The 15,958-nt window shown below is 68.9% G+C and carries 12 protein-coding genes and 1 pseudogene; 8 read left to right on the forward strand and 5 right to left on the reverse strand.

Annotated features, from left to right (window positions below; genetic code table 11):
- The 3 genes and pseudogenes from G6048_RS52100 to G6048_RS39380 all read right to left on the reverse strand — a co-directional run.
- Nucleotides 1–1,477: MinD/ParA family ATP-binding protein (locus G6048_RS52100; protein WP_408056218.1), on the reverse strand; the 1,477-nt coding region annotated here is incomplete at its 3' end.
- A 2,631-nt stretch (nt 1,478–4,108) separates the two neighbouring features.
- Nucleotides 4,109–4,189 (reverse strand): annotated as a pseudogene (locus tag G6048_RS51635) (SCO5717 family growth-regulating ATPase); the annotation flags it as partial.
- 507 nt (nt 4,190–4,696) lie between these two features.
- Entirely contained in the window at nt 4,697–4,993 is a 297-nt protein-coding gene (locus tag G6048_RS39380) for a DUF397 domain-containing protein (RefSeq protein ID WP_165344400.1), read from the reverse strand.
- A gap of 289 nt (nt 4,994–5,282) precedes the next feature.
- On the opposite strand from G6048_RS39380, the gene rpsO reads away from it, so the two are divergent.
- The 5 genes from rpsO to G6048_RS39405 all read left to right on the forward strand — a co-directional run bounded on the left by rpsO (nt 5,283) and on the right by G6048_RS39405 (nt 10,763).
- The gene (gene rpsO / locus G6048_RS39385) at nt 5,283–5,570 is read left to right on the forward strand and encodes a 30S ribosomal protein S15 (protein WP_033326844.1); all 288 of its coding nucleotides are present in this window, start codon (nt 5,283–5,285) and stop codon (nt 5,568–5,570) included.
- Nucleotides 5,571–5,904: 334 nt separating this feature from the next.
- Nucleotides 5,905–8,121 (forward strand): polyribonucleotide nucleotidyltransferase, encoded by a 2,217-nt coding sequence (locus G6048_RS39390; protein WP_033326843.1) that lies wholly within the window; start codon nt 5,905–5,907, stop codon nt 8,119–8,121.
- On the forward strand, nt 8,118–9,497 hold the full coding sequence (locus tag G6048_RS39395; protein ID WP_165344401.1) for a M16 family metallopeptidase: 1,380 nt from the start codon (nt 8,118–8,120) through the stop codon (nt 9,495–9,497). Before G6048_RS39390 ends, G6048_RS39395 begins: the two co-directional genes overlap by 4 nt.
- 43 nt (nt 9,498–9,540) lie before the next feature.
- On the forward strand, nt 9,541–10,293 hold the full coding sequence (dapB, locus tag G6048_RS39400; protein ID WP_165344402.1) for a 4-hydroxy-tetrahydrodipicolinate reductase: 753 nt from the start codon (nt 9,541–9,543) through the stop codon (nt 10,291–10,293).
- A gap of 17 nt (nt 10,294–10,310) precedes the next feature.
- Nucleotides 10,311–10,763: a hypothetical protein gene (locus tag G6048_RS39405; RefSeq protein WP_165344403.1), complete on the forward strand. Its 453-nt coding sequence runs from the start codon at nt 10,311–10,313 to the stop codon at nt 10,761–10,763.
- 71 nt (nt 10,764–10,834) lie between these two features.
- Here G6048_RS39405 and G6048_RS39410 read toward each other — a convergent pair whose 3' ends face one another.
- Together G6048_RS39410 and G6048_RS39415 are read right to left on the reverse strand one after the other, a co-directional pair.
- Nucleotides 10,835–11,392, reverse strand: coding sequence for a PH domain-containing protein (locus tag G6048_RS39410; RefSeq protein ID WP_165344404.1), 558 nt, complete (start codon nt 11,390–11,392; stop codon nt 10,835–10,837).
- Between the two features lie 110 nt (nt 11,393–11,502).
- Nucleotides 11,503–11,742: a hypothetical protein gene (locus G6048_RS39415; protein WP_165344405.1), complete on the reverse strand. Its 240-nt coding sequence runs from the start codon at nt 11,740–11,742 to the stop codon at nt 11,503–11,505.
- A 200-nt stretch (nt 11,743–11,942) separates the two neighbouring features.
- On the opposite strand from G6048_RS39415, the gene thyX reads away from it, so the two are divergent.
- The 3 genes from thyX to G6048_RS39430 all read left to right on the forward strand — a co-directional run bounded on the left by thyX (nt 11,943) and on the right by G6048_RS39430 (nt 15,614).
- Nucleotides 11,943–12,683, forward strand: coding sequence for an FAD-dependent thymidylate synthase (gene thyX, locus G6048_RS39420; RefSeq protein ID WP_165344406.1), 741 nt, complete (start codon nt 11,943–11,945; stop codon nt 12,681–12,683).
- A gap of 209 nt (nt 12,684–12,892) precedes the next feature.
- Entirely contained in the window at nt 12,893–13,792 is a 900-nt protein-coding gene (gene dapA / locus G6048_RS39425) for a 4-hydroxy-tetrahydrodipicolinate synthase (RefSeq protein WP_165344407.1), read from the forward strand.
- Nucleotides 13,793–13,928: 136 nt separating this feature from the next.
- Nucleotides 13,929–15,614 carry a ribonuclease J gene (locus G6048_RS39430; RefSeq protein WP_165344408.1) on the forward strand — a complete coding sequence of 562 codons (1,686 nt, stop codon included), beginning with the start codon at nt 13,929–13,931 and terminating at the stop codon, nt 15,612–15,614.
- Nucleotides 15,615–15,958: the final 344 nt, after the last annotated feature.

Genomic DNA, 15,958 nt, shown 5'->3' on the forward strand with positions numbered 1-15,958 from the left:
GTTGCGGGCCGGCCTGGTGGGCGGGCGGGTGCTGGGCACCAGGCTGGTGGCCAGGTTGCGGCTGCGCACCTGGCGGCTGCGGGTACGGCTGACCGCCCGGCTGACCTGGGTGCTGGGGGTACGCCTGGCCCGGCTGCCCCGCATGCCCCGGCTGGGGCATGGGCTGCTGCTGGCCCTGCGCCGGGATCTGGCCGGGGACATGCTGGCCCGGCAGGGGCGGCGCGGCCACCGGCGGCGGGTTGCCGTCGGACGTCCACAGGCCCTGCGACTGCTGATGCCGCGCGATGTCCTCGGCGACCAACGCCGAGAGGTTGAAGTACGCCTCGCGCACCTTCGGCCGCATCATGTCGAGGTCGACCTCGGCACCCGCCGCCAGATGCTCGTCGAACGGCACGACGATCACGCCACGGCACCGTGTCTCGAAGTGGCTGACGATGTCGTCCACCTTGATCATCTTGCCGGTCTCACGCACTCCGGAGATGACGGTGATGGACCGCGACACCAGGTCGGCGTACCCGTGCGCGGACAGCCAGTCCAGTGTCGTACTGGCGCTGCTCGCACCGTCCACGGAGGGCGTCGAGATGATGATGAGCTGATCGGCGAGGTCGAGTACGCCACGCATGGCGCTGTAGAGAAGGCCCGTACCGGAGTCGGTCAGGATGATCGGGTACTGCCTGCCGAGTACGTCGATCGCGCGCCGGTAGTCCTCGTCGTTGAACGTCGTCGAGACCGCCGGGTCGACATCGTTGGCGATGATCTCGAGGCCCGAGGCCGCCTGCGAAGTGAACCGCCGGATGTCCATGTACGAGTTGAGGTACGGGATCGCCTGGACGAGGTCACGGATGGTGGCCCCGGTCTCGCGGCGCACGCGGCGGCCGAGCGTACCGGCGTCCGGGTTGGCGTCGATCGCGAGGATCTTGTCCTGCCGTTCGCTGGCGAGCGTGGACCCGAGTGCGGTCGTCGTGGTCGTCTTGCCGACGCCGCCCTTGAGGCTGATGACGGCGATGCGGTAGCAGGACAGCACCGGCGTCCGGATGAGCTCGAGCTTCCGCTGCCGCTCGGCCTCCTCCTTCTTGCCCCCGATCTTGAAGCGTGAGGACGCGGCCGCCGTACGCCCGCTCTTCGCCTTCTGCTTCTTGTTGTTGAGCAGCCGGTCCGACGACAGCTCCACGGCCGCCGTGTACCCGAGCGGCGCCCCCGGGTTGGTGGGCTGCCGCTGATCATGCTGCACGGCCTGCGGCCAGGCGGCACCGGCCCGGGGGTCGACGGGCGGCTGCCCGCCCGGCTGACCCTGCTGGCCCGGCTGAGGCATGGGCGGCTGCTGCCCCTGCGGGTGCGGATGCGGTACGCCGGGCTGGTGCTGGTCCGCACCGGCCTGCGGGTTCGGCTGGTGCGGGAGGGACTGGCCGCCCTGGGGTGGGTACGGCTGGCCGGGGTGGGGCTGACCCTGGGGCGGCGGAGGCGCGCCCTGCGGCATCGGCGCGGAAGTTCCGGCGCCGGGCTGACCGGGACCCTGTCCCTGCTGACCGGGACCTTGTCCCTGCTGACCGGGTACCTGGGGGAACCCGTAACCTCCCTGCTGGGCAGGCGAGTTGGGCACGGCCGGGTTGGTCGCGGCGGGTGTGCCGGGTTGCGGGAATCCGTAACCGGCGGGCTGTCCGGGCGTGCTGGGCGCGCCCGGAGCGGCGTTCCCCGGCTGCGGAAATCCGTACCCGGCCCGCGGGCTGGGCGCCTGTGGCGGCTGTGCCTGCGGTTGTGCGGTGGGCTGCCCCGGCGCAGGAGCCGGGGGCTGACCGGCACCTTGCGCTTGCTGTCCGGGCGCGGGCGGCTGTGGGAATCCGTAACCACCTGGCTGGGCGGGCGAGTTGGCGTCGCTTGCGGGCGTGCCGGGTTGCGGGAGCCCGCCGACGGGCTGGCCCGGTGTGCTCGGGGCAGGATTCCCCGGCTGCGGGAACCCGTACCCGGCCTGCGGGCCGGCTGCCTGTGGCGGCTGCGCCTGCGGCTGTGCGCCGACGGGCGGCTGAGCAGCGGGCTGCCCCGGCGCAGGAGCCGAGGGCTGACCGGCACCCTGCGCCTGCTGTCCAGGCGCCGGGGGCTGCGGGAACCCGTAACTCCCGGATGGCCCAGGCGTGTTGGGCGCACCCTGCGCCGGAATGTTCGGGTTCTGCGGAGCGGGGCTGGTGCCCGGCCGCGGGAACCCGTAGCCACCCTGAGCCGAGGGCTGGGCAGGGCTGTCCTGCGGAGCCGTCGTCGCGGCACCCGACTGCGGGAATCCGTAACCACCTTGGGCGGCCGGAGGCGCGGTCGGGCTCCCGGCCTGCGGGAAGCCGGGGCTGCCTTGCGGCGCCGCCGGTGTCGTACCCGCGCTGCCGCCCTGCGGACTCGGGGCCGTACCAGGCGGCGTACCGAACTGCGGGAAGCTCGGGACCCCCGGCTGCCCAGGAGTAGAACCAGCCCCGGAACCGTCGGCGTTCGGCGTCGGAGGCGCGGCGTCGGCGGCCGGAGCGGACGCCGGCGCCGCATCCGCGCGCTGACCCGGCACGGCAGGCGTACCCGGCGAAGCAGGCCAAGCCGGAGGCGCAGGCTGCGGTGCCTGCGGCTGGAACGGCTGCTGCCCCTGCGGCGGCACCGACGGCTGCGCCGGGCCCGCCGCCTGTCCGCTCTCGCCCTGGCCGTCGCTCTCCGCGGACGCGGGCCACTGCGCCGCCGTAGCAGGCGCGGCAGGCTGATAGGCGGGCGGCAACGGCGGAAGCCCGACCTGCGGCAAGGGCGGCGGAGCCCACGCCGGAGGCGCGTCCTGCACGGCATCGCCGGCCCCCGAACCAAGCCCCGGCACTACGTCCTGGGGCTCGGCGTCGTGAGGCTCCTGAGGCCCTGCATCTCGAGGCCCCGCATCCTGAGGTTCCGCGTCCGCAGGCTCAGCCCGGTCCGGCTGAGCGTCCTCCGGCTCGGCATCGTCGCCCGGCCGGGCATCCTCGGGCTCCGCGTCCTGGGGCTCCAAGTCCCCAGTAGGAACTGCGTCGTTGACCTCGTCGTCCTCGTCCTCGTCCTCGGCAACCTCACCGGAACTCTCGGAAGCGACATCGATCCGGGGGAGGTCGACAACGTCCGCGGACTCATCCGCAACGTCACCTTCGTCCTCCACCTCGCCGGACCCCTCATCCGCACGCTCCGAGGACGCCCCCGCGTCGCCCTCCTCGGCCTCTTCCTCTTCGTCTACGCCATCGACGCCACTGCCTCCGTCAACGTCACTCGACCCACTCCCGAACGCCACCTCAACAACATCCGAGTCGTCATCGACTTCCGAGTCGGCGTCAGCGACGTCCTCAACCTCACCGGAGCCGACGGAGTCGTCGTCCTCCTCCTCAAGCCCAGCGCTCTCCTCAGCCGAAGCCGAGTCGACAGATTCATCGACAGCCGACTCATCGACAGCCGACTCATCGACAGCCGACTCATCGACGGCCGGCTCGTCGACAGACGGCCCTTCGACAGCAGCCGGCTCCTCGGCAGTCGCCGAACCGTCGCCACTCTCCGCGCCCTCCGCAGCCCGCTCCTGAATCTCCCTCTTAAGAGCGACAGCGGAGATGCGCATGGTGGCGCCACTCTCCAGATCCCCGTTCCCGGCGTCCTCCTCCTCGCCCTCGTCAGGCGCGTCTGCAACGGGAGCCGGGGACACAGACGCAGCCCACGGAGTCTGAAAACCGCCCCCTACAGGGAGGTTGGGCAGAGCAGTGGGACTACCGGCGTCAGCGGCAGGCGCCCCGGCCGACGCATCGGACGTACGCCACCCCGGCTCGAAGCCATTCCCCACCGGCAACCTGGGGACAGCCGCCGGACCACCGACAGCCGACGAACCCTCGGGACCAGAAGAGCCCTCCACAGCCGCGGAACCCTCGGCAGCCGCCGCTCCCTCACCCGTACCCGCTTCCTCCGCCGCCGGAGAAACGGGAGAAGGGGGAGAAGACAGAGAAGGGGAGGAGTCAGGAGGAACCGGCGAAAACGGAGAAACCGGAGCAACCGGAGAAGGAGACGCCTCTTCCGAACTGCCCGACGCATTCTGCGTATACCAGGCAGGCGGCGCGTAATCGATGGTGAACTCGCCCGTCGTCTCGACGGCGGACTCTGCGTCGGACTGGTCATCGCCGGGTGTGGCCCAGCCCCCGCGGATCCCGTCCCGATCGCTGTTCACAATTCCTCCTGGTGTGGTCGAGCACCGTCATGCCGTACTGGGGCGACCGTTCTTGTCGTCCGAGGCCGTCTGATCCGCCCGGCTCTCCCCCTGTGACGCGGCCGACCCGTCCACGGGTTCTCCTGCCGCTCCTCACCCAGCCTAATCACCACAACAACCCCCACGGCAGGCCCGCCCATTCCTCGGCGCCCACCCGCTACGTCACACCCTGCCCAGAAGTGGCCCTTGAACGCTCCGCCGTTGACGGCAAAGTGGACAAAAGAAGCCAACAGGCCATGCCTCCTGCCCGCTCCGCGTACACGATCACCGAACTGCATAGTAGGTGGCTGCTCTGACACCGAGTCGATCTCACCGACAGGACCCTGGGACCGAAAGCGTGGCATGAGCCTCTGAAGTAGTGGCATGAGCCTCTGAAGTAGAGGGCGAACGCCGAGGGGCCGACGAGACGCGAGTCCCGTCGGCCCCGAACGGCCACCGTGGCCGCGAGCTCTCGTCGTGCCCTGAGCGCTACTCCGCCGGAAGCCCTCCGTTGTGCGGAGCCGGCTCCAGGTCGAACTCCCCGTCCCGGGCGCCCAGTACGAAGGCCTGCCATTCGGCCTCCGTGTAGCGCAGCACCGTGTCCGGGTCGAGAGACGACCTCATGGCCACCGCGCCGCCCGGGAGATAGGCGATCTCGACCCGCTCCTCGTGCTCCTCCGTACCCGGCGCGCTGTGCCATTCGACCCCGGAGATGTCGAGGGCGTAGAGCTCGTTCTTCTCTCGCTCCTTGCGCTCCTTGACGTCCTTGTCCTCTGCCTCGGCCATGGCGAAGCGACCCCTTCCAGACCCTGCGAATTCCCGACCTGTGAACGACCTGTCGCGTCACCCTACTGGGGCGGGCCCCGGCCTCTCAGGACTCCCGGAACCCCGGCCAGGGGGCCCGCAACCTCCTGGTACCCTGTGTAACGGCCGTATGTGTACGCACCCCCGGATCGCCCCTCAGGGCCCTGGAGGACGCGCCCAGCGGATCCCCGCCTCCCGAGTAACGGAAGCTCCCCTGAGAAGTGGACCAGGGGCACTCGGTGGCTATCAAAGAAGACTACGAGGAGTACGCGTGTCGCTCGACGCCGCTACGAAGAAGCAGATCATGTCCGAGTTCGGTACCAAGGAGGGCGACACCGGCTCCCCCGAGGTCCAGGTCGCCATGCTCTCGCGCCGGATCTCGGACCTGACCGAGCACCTCAAGACCCACAAGCACGACCACCACTCCCGTCGTGGTCTGCTGATCCTCGTCGGTCAGCGTCGCCGCCTTCTCCAGTACCTGGCGAAGAAGGACATCCAGCGCTTCCGTGCGCTGGTCGACCGCCTCGGCATCCGCCGCGGTGCGGCGGGCGCCCGGTAAGACGCCGTGAAGGGAGCGGTTCCCACACTGAGGGGGCCGCTCCCTTTGCTGTACGTGCGGAGTGTCGCCGCCCCTTTGTAGTGTGGTAGCACAACACAAGACGTACGACACGACGTGGTTCCGTGACAGCGCACAGCGACGGCGCGGACACCACAACTGAACGAGGAGAAGCGCACCTCGCCGCCGCCGGTCCTCGGTAGTGGCCCCCGGGGGAATGCGAACCCCGGGTGCTTCGATCGAAGACCGGCCCGCACCAGACGGAGCGCTTCTCCGACGTCCACCCGCCACACGGGCGGGACGGGACGAAAGACGAAAAGCATCGGAGAAAACGCTAGTGGAGAACGAGACCCACTACGCCGAGGCCGTTATCGACAACGGTTCCTTCGGCACCCGCACCATCCGTTTCGAGACGGGCCGTCTGGCCCGCCAGGCCGCCGGCTCCGCCGTGGCCTATCTCGATGACGACACCATGGTTCTGTCGGCCACCACGGCTTCCAAGAACCCCAAGGACCAGCTCGACTTCTTCCCCCTGACGGTGGACGTCGAAGAGCGGATGTACGCCGCCGGCAAGATCCCCGGCAGCTTCTTCCGCCGTGAGGGCCGCCCCTCCGAGGACGCGATCCTCACCTGCCGTCTCATCGACCGCCCGCTGCGCCCGTCCTTCAAGAAGGGCCTGCGCAACGAGATCCAGGTCGTCGCCACGATCATGGCGCTCAACCCCGACCACCTGTACGACGTCGTGGCGATCAACGCCGCGTCCGCGTCCACGCAGCTGGCCGGTCTGCCCTTCTCCGGCCCGATCGGCGGCGTCCGCGTCGCGCTGATCCGCGGTCAGTGGGTGGCCTTCCCGACGCACACCGAGCTCGAGGACGCCGTCTTCGACATGGTCGTCGCGGGCCGCACCCTGGAGGACGGCGACGTCGCGATCATGATGGTCGAGGCCGAGGCCACCGAGAAGACCATCCAGCTCGTCAAGGGCGGCGCCGAGGCGCCGACCGAGGAGATCGTCGCCGCCGGTCTGGACGCCGCGAAGCCCTTCATCAAGGTGCTCTGCAAGGCCCAGGCCGACCTCGCCGCGAAGGCCGCCAAGCCGACCGGCGAGTTCCCGATCTTCCTCGACTACCAGGACGACGTCCTGGAGGCGCTCACCGCCGCCGTCAAGGACGAGCTTTCGCAGGCCCTCACCATCGGGGGCAAGCAGGAGCGCGAGAGCGAGCTGGACCGCGTCAAGGCGCTCGCCGCCGAGAAGCTGCTCCCGCAGTTCGAGGGCCGCGAGAAGGAGATCTCCGCCGCGTACCGCTCGCTGACCAAGTCCCTGGTCCGTGAGCGCGTCATCAAGGAGAAGAAGCGCATCGACGGCCGCGGCGTCACGGACATCCGTACGCTCGCCGCCGAGGTCGAGGCGATCCCGCGGGTGCACGGCAGCGCGCTGTTCGAGCGTGGCGAGACCCAGATCCTGGGCGTCACCACCCTCAACATGCTCCGCATGGAGCAGCAGCTGGACACCCTCTCCCCGGTGACCCGCAAGCGCTACATGCACAACTACAACTTCCCGCCGTACTCCACCGGTGAGACCGGCCGCGTCGGCTCCCCGAAGCGCCGCGAGATCGGCCACGGCGCCCTCGCCGAGCGCGCGCTCGTGCCGGTGCTGCCGCTGCGCGAGGAGTTCCCGTACGCGATCCGTCAGGTGTCCGAGGCGCTCAGCTCGAACGGCTCGACGTCGATGGGCTCGGTCTGCGCCTCCACCATGTCGCTGCTGAACGCCGGTGTGCCGCTGAAGGCCCCCGTCGCCGGTATCGCCATGGGCCTCATCTCCCAGGAGATCGAGGGCGAGACGCACTACGTGACGCTGACGGACATCCTCGGTGCCGAGGACGCCTTCGGCGACATGGACTTCAAGGTCGCCGGCACGAAGGAGTTCGTGACCGCGCTCCAGCTCGACACCAAGCTGGACGGCATCCCGGCCTCCGTCCTGGCCGCGGCCCTCAAGCAGGCCCGTGACGCCCGCCTCCACATCCTCGACGTGATGATGGAAGCGATCGACACCCCGGACGAGATGTCCCCCAACGCCCCGCGGATCATCACCGTGAAGATCCCCGTGGACAAGATCGGCGAGGTCATCGGCCCCAAGGGCAAGATGATCAACCAGATCCAGGAGGACACCGGCGCCGACATCACGATCGAGGACGACGGCACGATCTACATCGGCGCGGTCGACGGACCCTCCGCCGAGGCCGCCCGCACCACGATCAACGGCATCGCCAACCCGACCATGCCGGAGGTCGGCGAGCGCTACCTGGGCACGGTCGTCAAGACGACCACCTTCGGTGCGTTCGTCTCGCTGCTCCCGGGCAAGGACGGTCTGCTGCACATCTCGCAGATCCGCAAGCTCGCCGGCGGCAAGCGCGTGGAGAACGTCGAGGACGTGCTCGGTGTGGGCTCCAAGGTCCAGGTCGAGATCGCCGAGATCGACTCCCGTGGCAAGCTCTCCCTCATCCCCGTGATCGAGGGCGAAGGCGACGACGACAAGAAGGACGACACCGACAAGTGACGTCGAGTAGCTCCACGGCGACGGCCCGCACCTCCTCCGAGGCGCGGGCCGTCGCCCGTACCCAAACCCTGATCAAGGGCCAGAACGGCATCGGTACGGTACGCAAGACCACCCTCCCCGGAGGCCTGCGCGTCGTCACCGAAACGCTGCCCTCCGTGCGCTCCGCCACCTTCGGCATCTGGGCGCACGTAGGCTCCCGCGACGAGACGCCGGCCCTGAACGGCGCCACGCACTACCTGGAGCACCTGCTCTTCAAGGGCACCTCCCGCCGTAGCGCGATGGACATCTCCTCCGCCATCGACGCGGTCGGCGGCGAGATGAACGCCTTCACGGCGAAGGAGTACACGTGCTACTACGCGCGCGTGCTCGACGCCGACCTCCCTCTCGCCATCGACGTCGTCTGCGACATGCTCACCGGCTCGCTGATCCTCGAAGAGGACGTGAACGTCGAGCGGGGCGCGATCCTCGAGGAGATCGCGATGACCGAGGACGACCCGGGCGACTGCGTGCACGACCTGTTCGCGTCCACCATGCTCGGCGACACCCCCCTCGGCCGCCCCGTCCTCGGCACGGTCGACACGGTCAACGCCCTCACCGCGGACCGGATGCGCCGCTTCTACAAGAAGCACTACGACCCGACGCATCTCATCGTCGCCTGCGCGGGCAACGTCGACCACAACAAGGTCGTACGCCAGGTCCGCGCCGCCTTCGAGAAGGCCGGCGCCCTGAAGCAGCCGGACGCCATGCCCAAGGCCCCGCGTGACGGCTCGCGCGCCATCCGTGCCGCGGGCCGCGTCGAACTGCTCGGCCGCAAGACCGAGCAGGCCCATGTCGTCCTCGGCATGCCCGGTCTGCCCCGTACCGACGACCGCCGCTGGGCCATGGGGGTCCTGAACACCGCGCTCGGCGGCGGCATGTCCTCCCGCCTCTTCCAGGAGGTCCGCGAGAAGCGCGGCCTGGCCTACAGCGTGTACTCGTACACCTCGGGCTTCGCCGACTGCGGACTCTTCGGGGTGTACGCGGGCTGCCGTCCGAGCCAGGTCCACGACGTACTGAAGATCTGCCGGGACGAACTCGACCAGGTCGCCGAGCACGGTCTTTCGGACGATGAAATCGACCGCGCCATCGGCCAGTTGAGGGGCTCCACCGTCCTCGGCCTGGAGGACACGGGTGCGCTCATGAACCGCATCGGCAAGAGTGAGCTGTGCTGGGGCGAGCAGATGTCGGTCGACGACATGCTGGCCCGGATAGCCGCGGTCACCCCCGACGACGTACGGGACGTGGCCCGCGACATCCTGGGCCGGCGACCCTCGCTGTCGGTCATCGGCCCACTCAAGGACAAGCAGGCATCCCGGCTGGACGAAGCGGTCGCGTAGGTCCGCGACGGTCGCGTAAGTCCTCGACTAAGGAATCAGGAACATGAGCAAGCTGCGCGTGGCAGTCCTCGGCGCCAAGGGCCGTATCGGATCCGAGGCGGTACGAGCCGTCGAGGCGGCCGAGGACATGGAGCTGGTGGCCGCCCTCGGCAGCGGCGACAAACTGGAGACGCTGGTGGAGACCGGCGCCCAGGCCGTCGTCGAACTGACCACGCCCGCCTCGGTCATGGGCAACCTCGACTTCTGCGTACGCCACGGCATCCACGCCGTGGTCGGCACGACGGGCTGGACCGACGAGCGCCTGGCGCAGCTGAACACCTTGCTGGCCGCATCCCCGGAGACGGGCGTGCTCATCGCCCCGAACTTCTCCATCGGCGCCGTACTGACCATGAAGTTCGCGGAGGTCGCCGCGCCGTACTTCGAGTCCGTCGAGGTCGTCGAGCTGCACCACCCGAACAAGGTGGACGCCCCCAGCGGCACCGCCACACGCACCGCCCAGCTCATCGCCGCGGCCCGGGAGCGCGCGGGCAGTGCCCCGCAGCCCGACGCCACGGTGACGGCACTGGACGGAGCCCGCGGGGCGAACGTCGACGGGGTGCCCGTACACGCGGTGCGGATGCGCGGACTGCTCGCGCACCAGGAGGTTCTCCTCGGCGGCGAGGGCGAGACCCTCACCATCCGCCACGACTCGCTGCACCACAGCAGCTTCATGCCGGGCATCCTGCTCGGCGTACGCCGCGTCGTGGACACCCCCGGCCTCACCTTCGGCCTGGAACACTTCCTGGACTTGAACTGAGCGGTCGGACGACAACCATGCGCGCGAAGATCACGTACGCCGTCACAGCCGCCGTCCTCGTCGTCTACTTCGTCCTGGTCGGCAGCCGTGGGGTCATGCTCATCGAGACCGGCACGGCCCTGACGGTCACCTTCGGGGTGGCGGTCCTCATCCTGCCGGTGATCGGCCTGTGGTTTCTCTGGAAGAACACGCAGTTCGTCCGGAAGGCCAACCGGCTCGCCGCAGCACTCGACGCCGAAGGCGGCCTGCCCGTCGACGAGTTGAAGCGCACCCCGGCCGGCCGTATCGACCGCGACTCGGCCGACGAGGTCTTCGCCCGCCGCAAAGCCGAGACCGAGGACGCCCCGGACGACTGGCGCAGCTGGTTCCGCCTCGCGATCGCCTACCACGACGCCAGCGACACCGCGCGCGCCCGCAGGGCGATGCAGCGCGCCATCGCCCTGCACGAGGGCAAGCCCGTACGGGCCTGAGCTTGGGCGGCACGACGAGTGGTACGACGAAGGGGCCGGCCCTGCGCGGACCGGCCCCTTCGTGCTGTCGATCACGCGTGCCGGTACTCGTCCGCCCAGACCTCGACGCCGTCCGCTGCCCGGTCGAAGGCTGCGGGGCGCCCCAGGAAGTCCGCGTTGTGCGTAGTCAGCAGCGGTGTCGGTTCATCGCCTGCCCGGTCCCGGCGGACGAGGAGGAGCGCCTGCCCCTGCACCGTGCGCGGCAGCCCGAGCCAGCGCACCGGCTGCTGCACCGTGCGGACCGCCACGACCTGTGCCCAAGGCGCTGTACGCGTCGCGAAGAAGCGCACCTGACGCAGCCCGTACGCGCTCACCCACGCCCCCACACGCAACAGCCGCAGCGCAGAGCCGATGATGAACAGCGCCACACCGAAGACGATCGCGCCCCCGCCCAGCGTGCCGGCCACCGCGATGATCACCGCCGCGAACAGCACGTACGAGGCGAGCAGCAGCAGGAGCGCCGCCATGGCGACCCGCCACGGACCGGGCCGGTAGGGGCGTCGCCAGCGGTCGCGGTCGTCGAACGGCAACGGGAGATCGTCCGTCACCTCGTCGAACGCGCGGTCGGCCGTCAGGAAGGGCAGGGGCACGACTGATCCTCACTCAATCCACGCACGGTTTGTGCCTGGTGAGGCTACCTAGCCATGTCCCTGCTCACCACCCTCGGGGGTCCGGATGAGCACCCAGCTGATGGCGGCGCTCAGCGGCTGTTCGAGGCCTCGGACTGCTGGGTCTGAGCGGGCGACTGGTCCTGCGACAGCGCGGGCATCCCGAAGAGCAGGGAGCCCGCCAGCCCGGCGACGACGGTGAGACCTATGAGCCAGCGCCCGACCACCTCCGAGGCGGAGGCACGCTCGCGGGGCGGGGGAGTGACATTGCTGCGGAACTTGTCGGCTTCGGCGATGAAGGCGAACGGAACAGGCTCGCGCCGACGGAACATGGAAACTGCTTCTCCTCGTGGGACTCGAACGGATCGTGCTCACCAAGACAGACGAACAAGCGCCCCAAAAGGTGCCCCGTTTCACCAAATTCGCAGAAGTTCGGCGAAGAATGTCGCGGCCGCCACCGAACGCCCCGTTGTCAGAGCCGGCCCGTAGAGTGGGCGCCGCCCAGCCAGCGATGGGAAGGACCCCGCAAGCCGTGACCGACAGCCCCGCCGACGACCTCAAGCCCGGCTTCCGCAGCGATGTGACCGTCGAGTTGGTCAAGCACAGCGCGGCCGACTCCGACGTGCTGTTCGCCGCCCGCGTCTCGACCCTCGGGGAGCAGTCCCTGGACGAGCTCCAGAAGGACCCCGAGCGCTCCAAGGGCCTGATCAACTTCCTGATGCGGGACCGGCATGGCAGCCCCTTCGAGCACAACTCGATGACGTTCTTCATCAGCGCCCCGATCTTCGTCTTCCGCGAGTTCATGCGCCACCGCGTGGGCTGGTCGTACAACGAGGAATCGGGTCGGTACAGGGAGCTCCAGCCGGTCTTCTACGTCCCGGACGAGTCCCGCAAGCTGGTCCAGGAGGGCCGCCCCGGGAAGTACGTCTTCGTGGAGGGCACCCAGGCCCAGCAGGAGCTCGTAGGCCGCGTCATGGAGGACTCGTATGTGCAAGCGTACGAGGCGTACCAGGAGATGCTGGCCGCCGGCGTCGCCCGCGAGGTCGCCCGCTCGGTCCTCCCCGTCGGCCTGTACTCATCGATGTACGCGACGTGCAACGCCCGCTCCCTGATGCACTTCCTCGGCCTGCGCACGCAGCACGAGCTCGCCAAGGTGCCGTCCTTCCCCCAGCGGGAGATCGAGATGGTCGGCGAGAAGATGGAGGCGGAATGGGCCAAGCTCATGCCCCTCACGTACGCCGCGTTCAACGCCAACGGTCGGGTGGCGCCGTAGCGCACCCCTCGCGGCACCCGGCACAGATGTACGGGTCTGTCGAGCGAAGTGTCCGTATTGCGGCATTTCTAGTAGTTCATCTAGCCTGATCAAACGGGCCCGGCACTGCTTGAACCCCCGAGCAGGCAGTGCCGGGCTCCACCTTTGTCGCGACTTGTCGCCCGACCCGAGGGCAGACCGCGCGCTGAGCAGCGAGTAGCGTGTTACCCATGGCTCCGACCTCCACTCCGCAGACCCCCTTCGGGCGGGTCCTCACCGCAATGGTCACGCCCTTCACGGCGGACGGAACTCTCGACCTGGACGGCGCGCAGCGGCTCGCCACCCACCTGGTGGACGCAGGCAACGACGGCCTGATCATCAACGGCACCACCGGCGAGTCCCCGACCACCAGCGACGCGGAGAAAGCGGACCTCGTACGTGCGGTACTGGAGGCGGTCGGCGACCGTGCCCACGTCGTCGCCGGAGTCGGCACGAACTACACCCACCACAGCATCGAACTGGCCCGCACCGCCGAGCAGGTGGGCGCGCACGGCCTCCTCGCGGTCACGCCGTACTACAACAAGCCCCCGCAGGAGGGTTTGTACCGGCACTTCACGGCGATCGCCGACGCGACCGAACTCCCGGTCATGCTCTACGACATCCCCGGCCGCAGCGGCGTACCGATCAACTCGGAAACGATCGTGCACCTGGCCGGGCACCCCCGTATCGTCGCCAACAAGGACGCCAAGGGCGACCTCGGCCGCGCCAGCTGGGCCATCGCCCGTTCCGGCCTCGCCTGGTACTCCGGCGACGACATGCTCAACCTGCCACTGCTGTCCGTGGGCGCGGTCGGCTTCGTCTCCGTCGTCGGTCACGTCGTCACCCCCGACCTGCGGGCCATGATCGACGCGTACATCAGCGGCGACGTCCAGAAGGCCACCGAGATCCACCAGAAGCTGCTGCCCGTCTTCACCGGCATGTTCCGCACCCAGGGCGTCATGACCACCAAGGCCGCGCTCACCCTCCAGGGCCTGCCCGCCGGGCCGCTGCGCCTGCCCATGGTCGGCCTCTCACCCGAGGAGACCGCCCAGCTCAAGATCGATCTTGCCGCCGGCGGGGTACAGCTCTGATCACAGACTTCACAACTGAATACGTACGACCAGCAGGCCAAGGGCCTGCACCACCAAGACAACTGCTACTGCACGAACGTCATGCGCGCCACGTGCCCTGCCAGGTACGTGGCGTGCGTGGTGAGGAGAGAGTCTTTTGAGTCATCCGCATCCTGAACTGAGTCCCCCGGCGAAGCTCACCGAGGGCGGCCTCCGGGTCACCCCACTCGGCGGGCTCGGCGAAATCGGCCGGAACATGACGGTCTTCGAGTACGGCGGCCGACTGCTGATCGTCGACTGCGGCGTGCTCTTCCCCGAGGAGGAGCAGCCCGGAATCGACCTGATCCTGCCGGACTTCACGTCCATCAGGGACCGCCTCGACGACATCGAGGGCATCGTCCTCACGCACGGCCATGAGGACCATATCGGCGGTGTCCCCTTTCTCCTGCGCGAGAAGCCGGACATCCCGCTGATCGGCTCCAAGCTGACCCTCGCCCTCATCGAGGCGAAGCTCCAGGAGCACCGCATCCGCCCCTACACGCTCGAGGTCGCGGAGGGCCACCGCGAACGCATCGGCCCCTTCGACTGCGAGTTCGTGGCGGTCAACCACTCCATCCCGGACGCCCTCGCGGTCGCAATCCGCACCCCCGCGGGCATGGTGGTGCACACCGGCGACTTCAAGATGGACCAGCTCCCGCTGGACGGCCGCCTCACAGATCTACACGCGTTCGCGCGGCTGAGCGAGGAAGGCATCGACCTCCTTCTCTCGGACTCGACGAACGCCGAGGTTCCCGGCTTCGTCCCGCCCGAGCGGGACATCTCTAACGTGCTGCGGCAGGTCTTCGCGAACGCCCGGAAGCGGATCATCGTGGCCAGCTTCGCCAGCCACATCCACCGCATCCAGCAGATCCTCGACGCAGCCCACGAGTACGGCCGCAGGGTCGCCTTCGTCGGCCGCTCGATGGTCCGCAACATGGGCATCGCCCGAGACCTCGGGTACCTGAAGGTCCCACCGGGCCTGGTCGTCGACGTCAAGACACTCGACGACCTGCCGGACGGCGAGGTCGTGCTGGTCTGCACGGGTTCGCAGGGCGAGCCCATGGCCGCCCTGTCCAGGATGGCCAACCGGGACCACCAGATCCGTATCGTCCAGGGCGACACGGTGATCCTGGCGTCGTCACTCATCCCCGGCAACGAGAACGCGGTCTACCGCGTCATCAACGGCCTGACCCGCTGGGGTGCCAACGTCGTCCACAAGGGCAACGCCAAGGTGCATGTCTCCGGCCACGCCTCGGCCGGCGAGCTCCTGTACTTCTACAACATCTGCCGGCCCAAGAACCTGATGCCGGTCCACGGCGAATGGCGCCACCTGCGTGCCAACGCCGAGCTGGGCGCCCTCACCGGAGTCCCGCACGACCGGATCGTCATCGCCGAGGACGGCGTAGCCGTCGACCTCGTCGAGGGCAAGGCCAAGATCTCGGGCAAGGTCCAGGCCGGATACGTGTACGTCGACGGCCTCTCGGTCGGCGATGTCGGCGAGCCCGCGCTCAAGGACCGCAAGATCCTCGGCGACGAGGGCATCATCTCGGTCTTCGTGGTGATGGACTCCAGCACCGGCAAGATCACCGGCGGCCCGCACATCCAGGCGCGTGGCTCGGGAATCGAGGACTCGGCCTTCAGCGACGTCCTCCCGAGGATCACCGAGGTCCTGGAGAGGTCGGCCCAGGACGGTGTCGTCGAACCCCACCAGATGCAGCAGCTCATCCGCCGCACGCTGGGCAAATGGGTCTCGGACACCTACCGCCGCCGGCCGATGATCCTGCCCGTCGTGGTCGAGGTCTGACACCTCGCACGCGTGCAACTGGGAGCGGGGCGCCTCGATTTGCATCGAGGCGCCCCGCTCCAGTACGTTTACGGCTCCGCCTGAACGGGAACCCGACGCAACTGTGCATAGGGAACCATCCCGAGCGGGACGGGAATTCCGACTCAGATTCTTCTGATAAAGTCGGGAAAGCAAGACCGAAGGGAAGCCCGGAGGAAAGCCTGCGAGGGTGAGTACGAAGGAAGCGTCCGTTCCTTGAGAACTCAACAGCGTGCCAAAAATCAACGCCAGATATGTTGATACCCCGTCCATCACGCAATGTGGTGGGTGGAGGTTCCTTTGAAGAAAACACAGCGAGGACGCTG

Origin of the sequence: Streptomyces ureilyticus (genome assembly GCF_011045025.1) — a bacterium.
GTDB classification, from domain to species: domain Bacteria; phylum Actinomycetota; class Actinomycetes; order Streptomycetales; family Streptomycetaceae; genus Streptomyces; species Streptomyces ureilyticus.

Bases quoted from the DNA above. Each gene is read 5' to 3' on its own strand.
- G6048_RS39380 (WP_165344400.1), bottom strand. From the start codon at position 4,993: ATGGCCGAGGCAGAGGACAAGGACGTCAAGGAGCGCAAGGAGCGAGAG.
- dapB (WP_165344402.1), top strand. From the start codon at position 9,541: ATGAGCAAGCTGCGCGTGGCAGTCCTCGGCGCCAAGGGCCGTATCGGA.
- G6048_RS39405 (WP_165344403.1), top strand. From the start codon at position 10,311: ATGCGCGCGAAGATCACGTACGCCGTCACAGCCGCCGTCCTCGTCGTC.
- G6048_RS39415 (WP_165344405.1), bottom strand. From the start codon at position 11,742: ATGTTCCGTCGGCGCGAGCCTGTTCCGTTCGCCTTCATCGCCGAAGCC.
- dapA (WP_165344407.1), top strand. From the start codon at position 12,893: ATGGCTCCGACCTCCACTCCGCAGACCCCCTTCGGGCGGGTCCTCACC.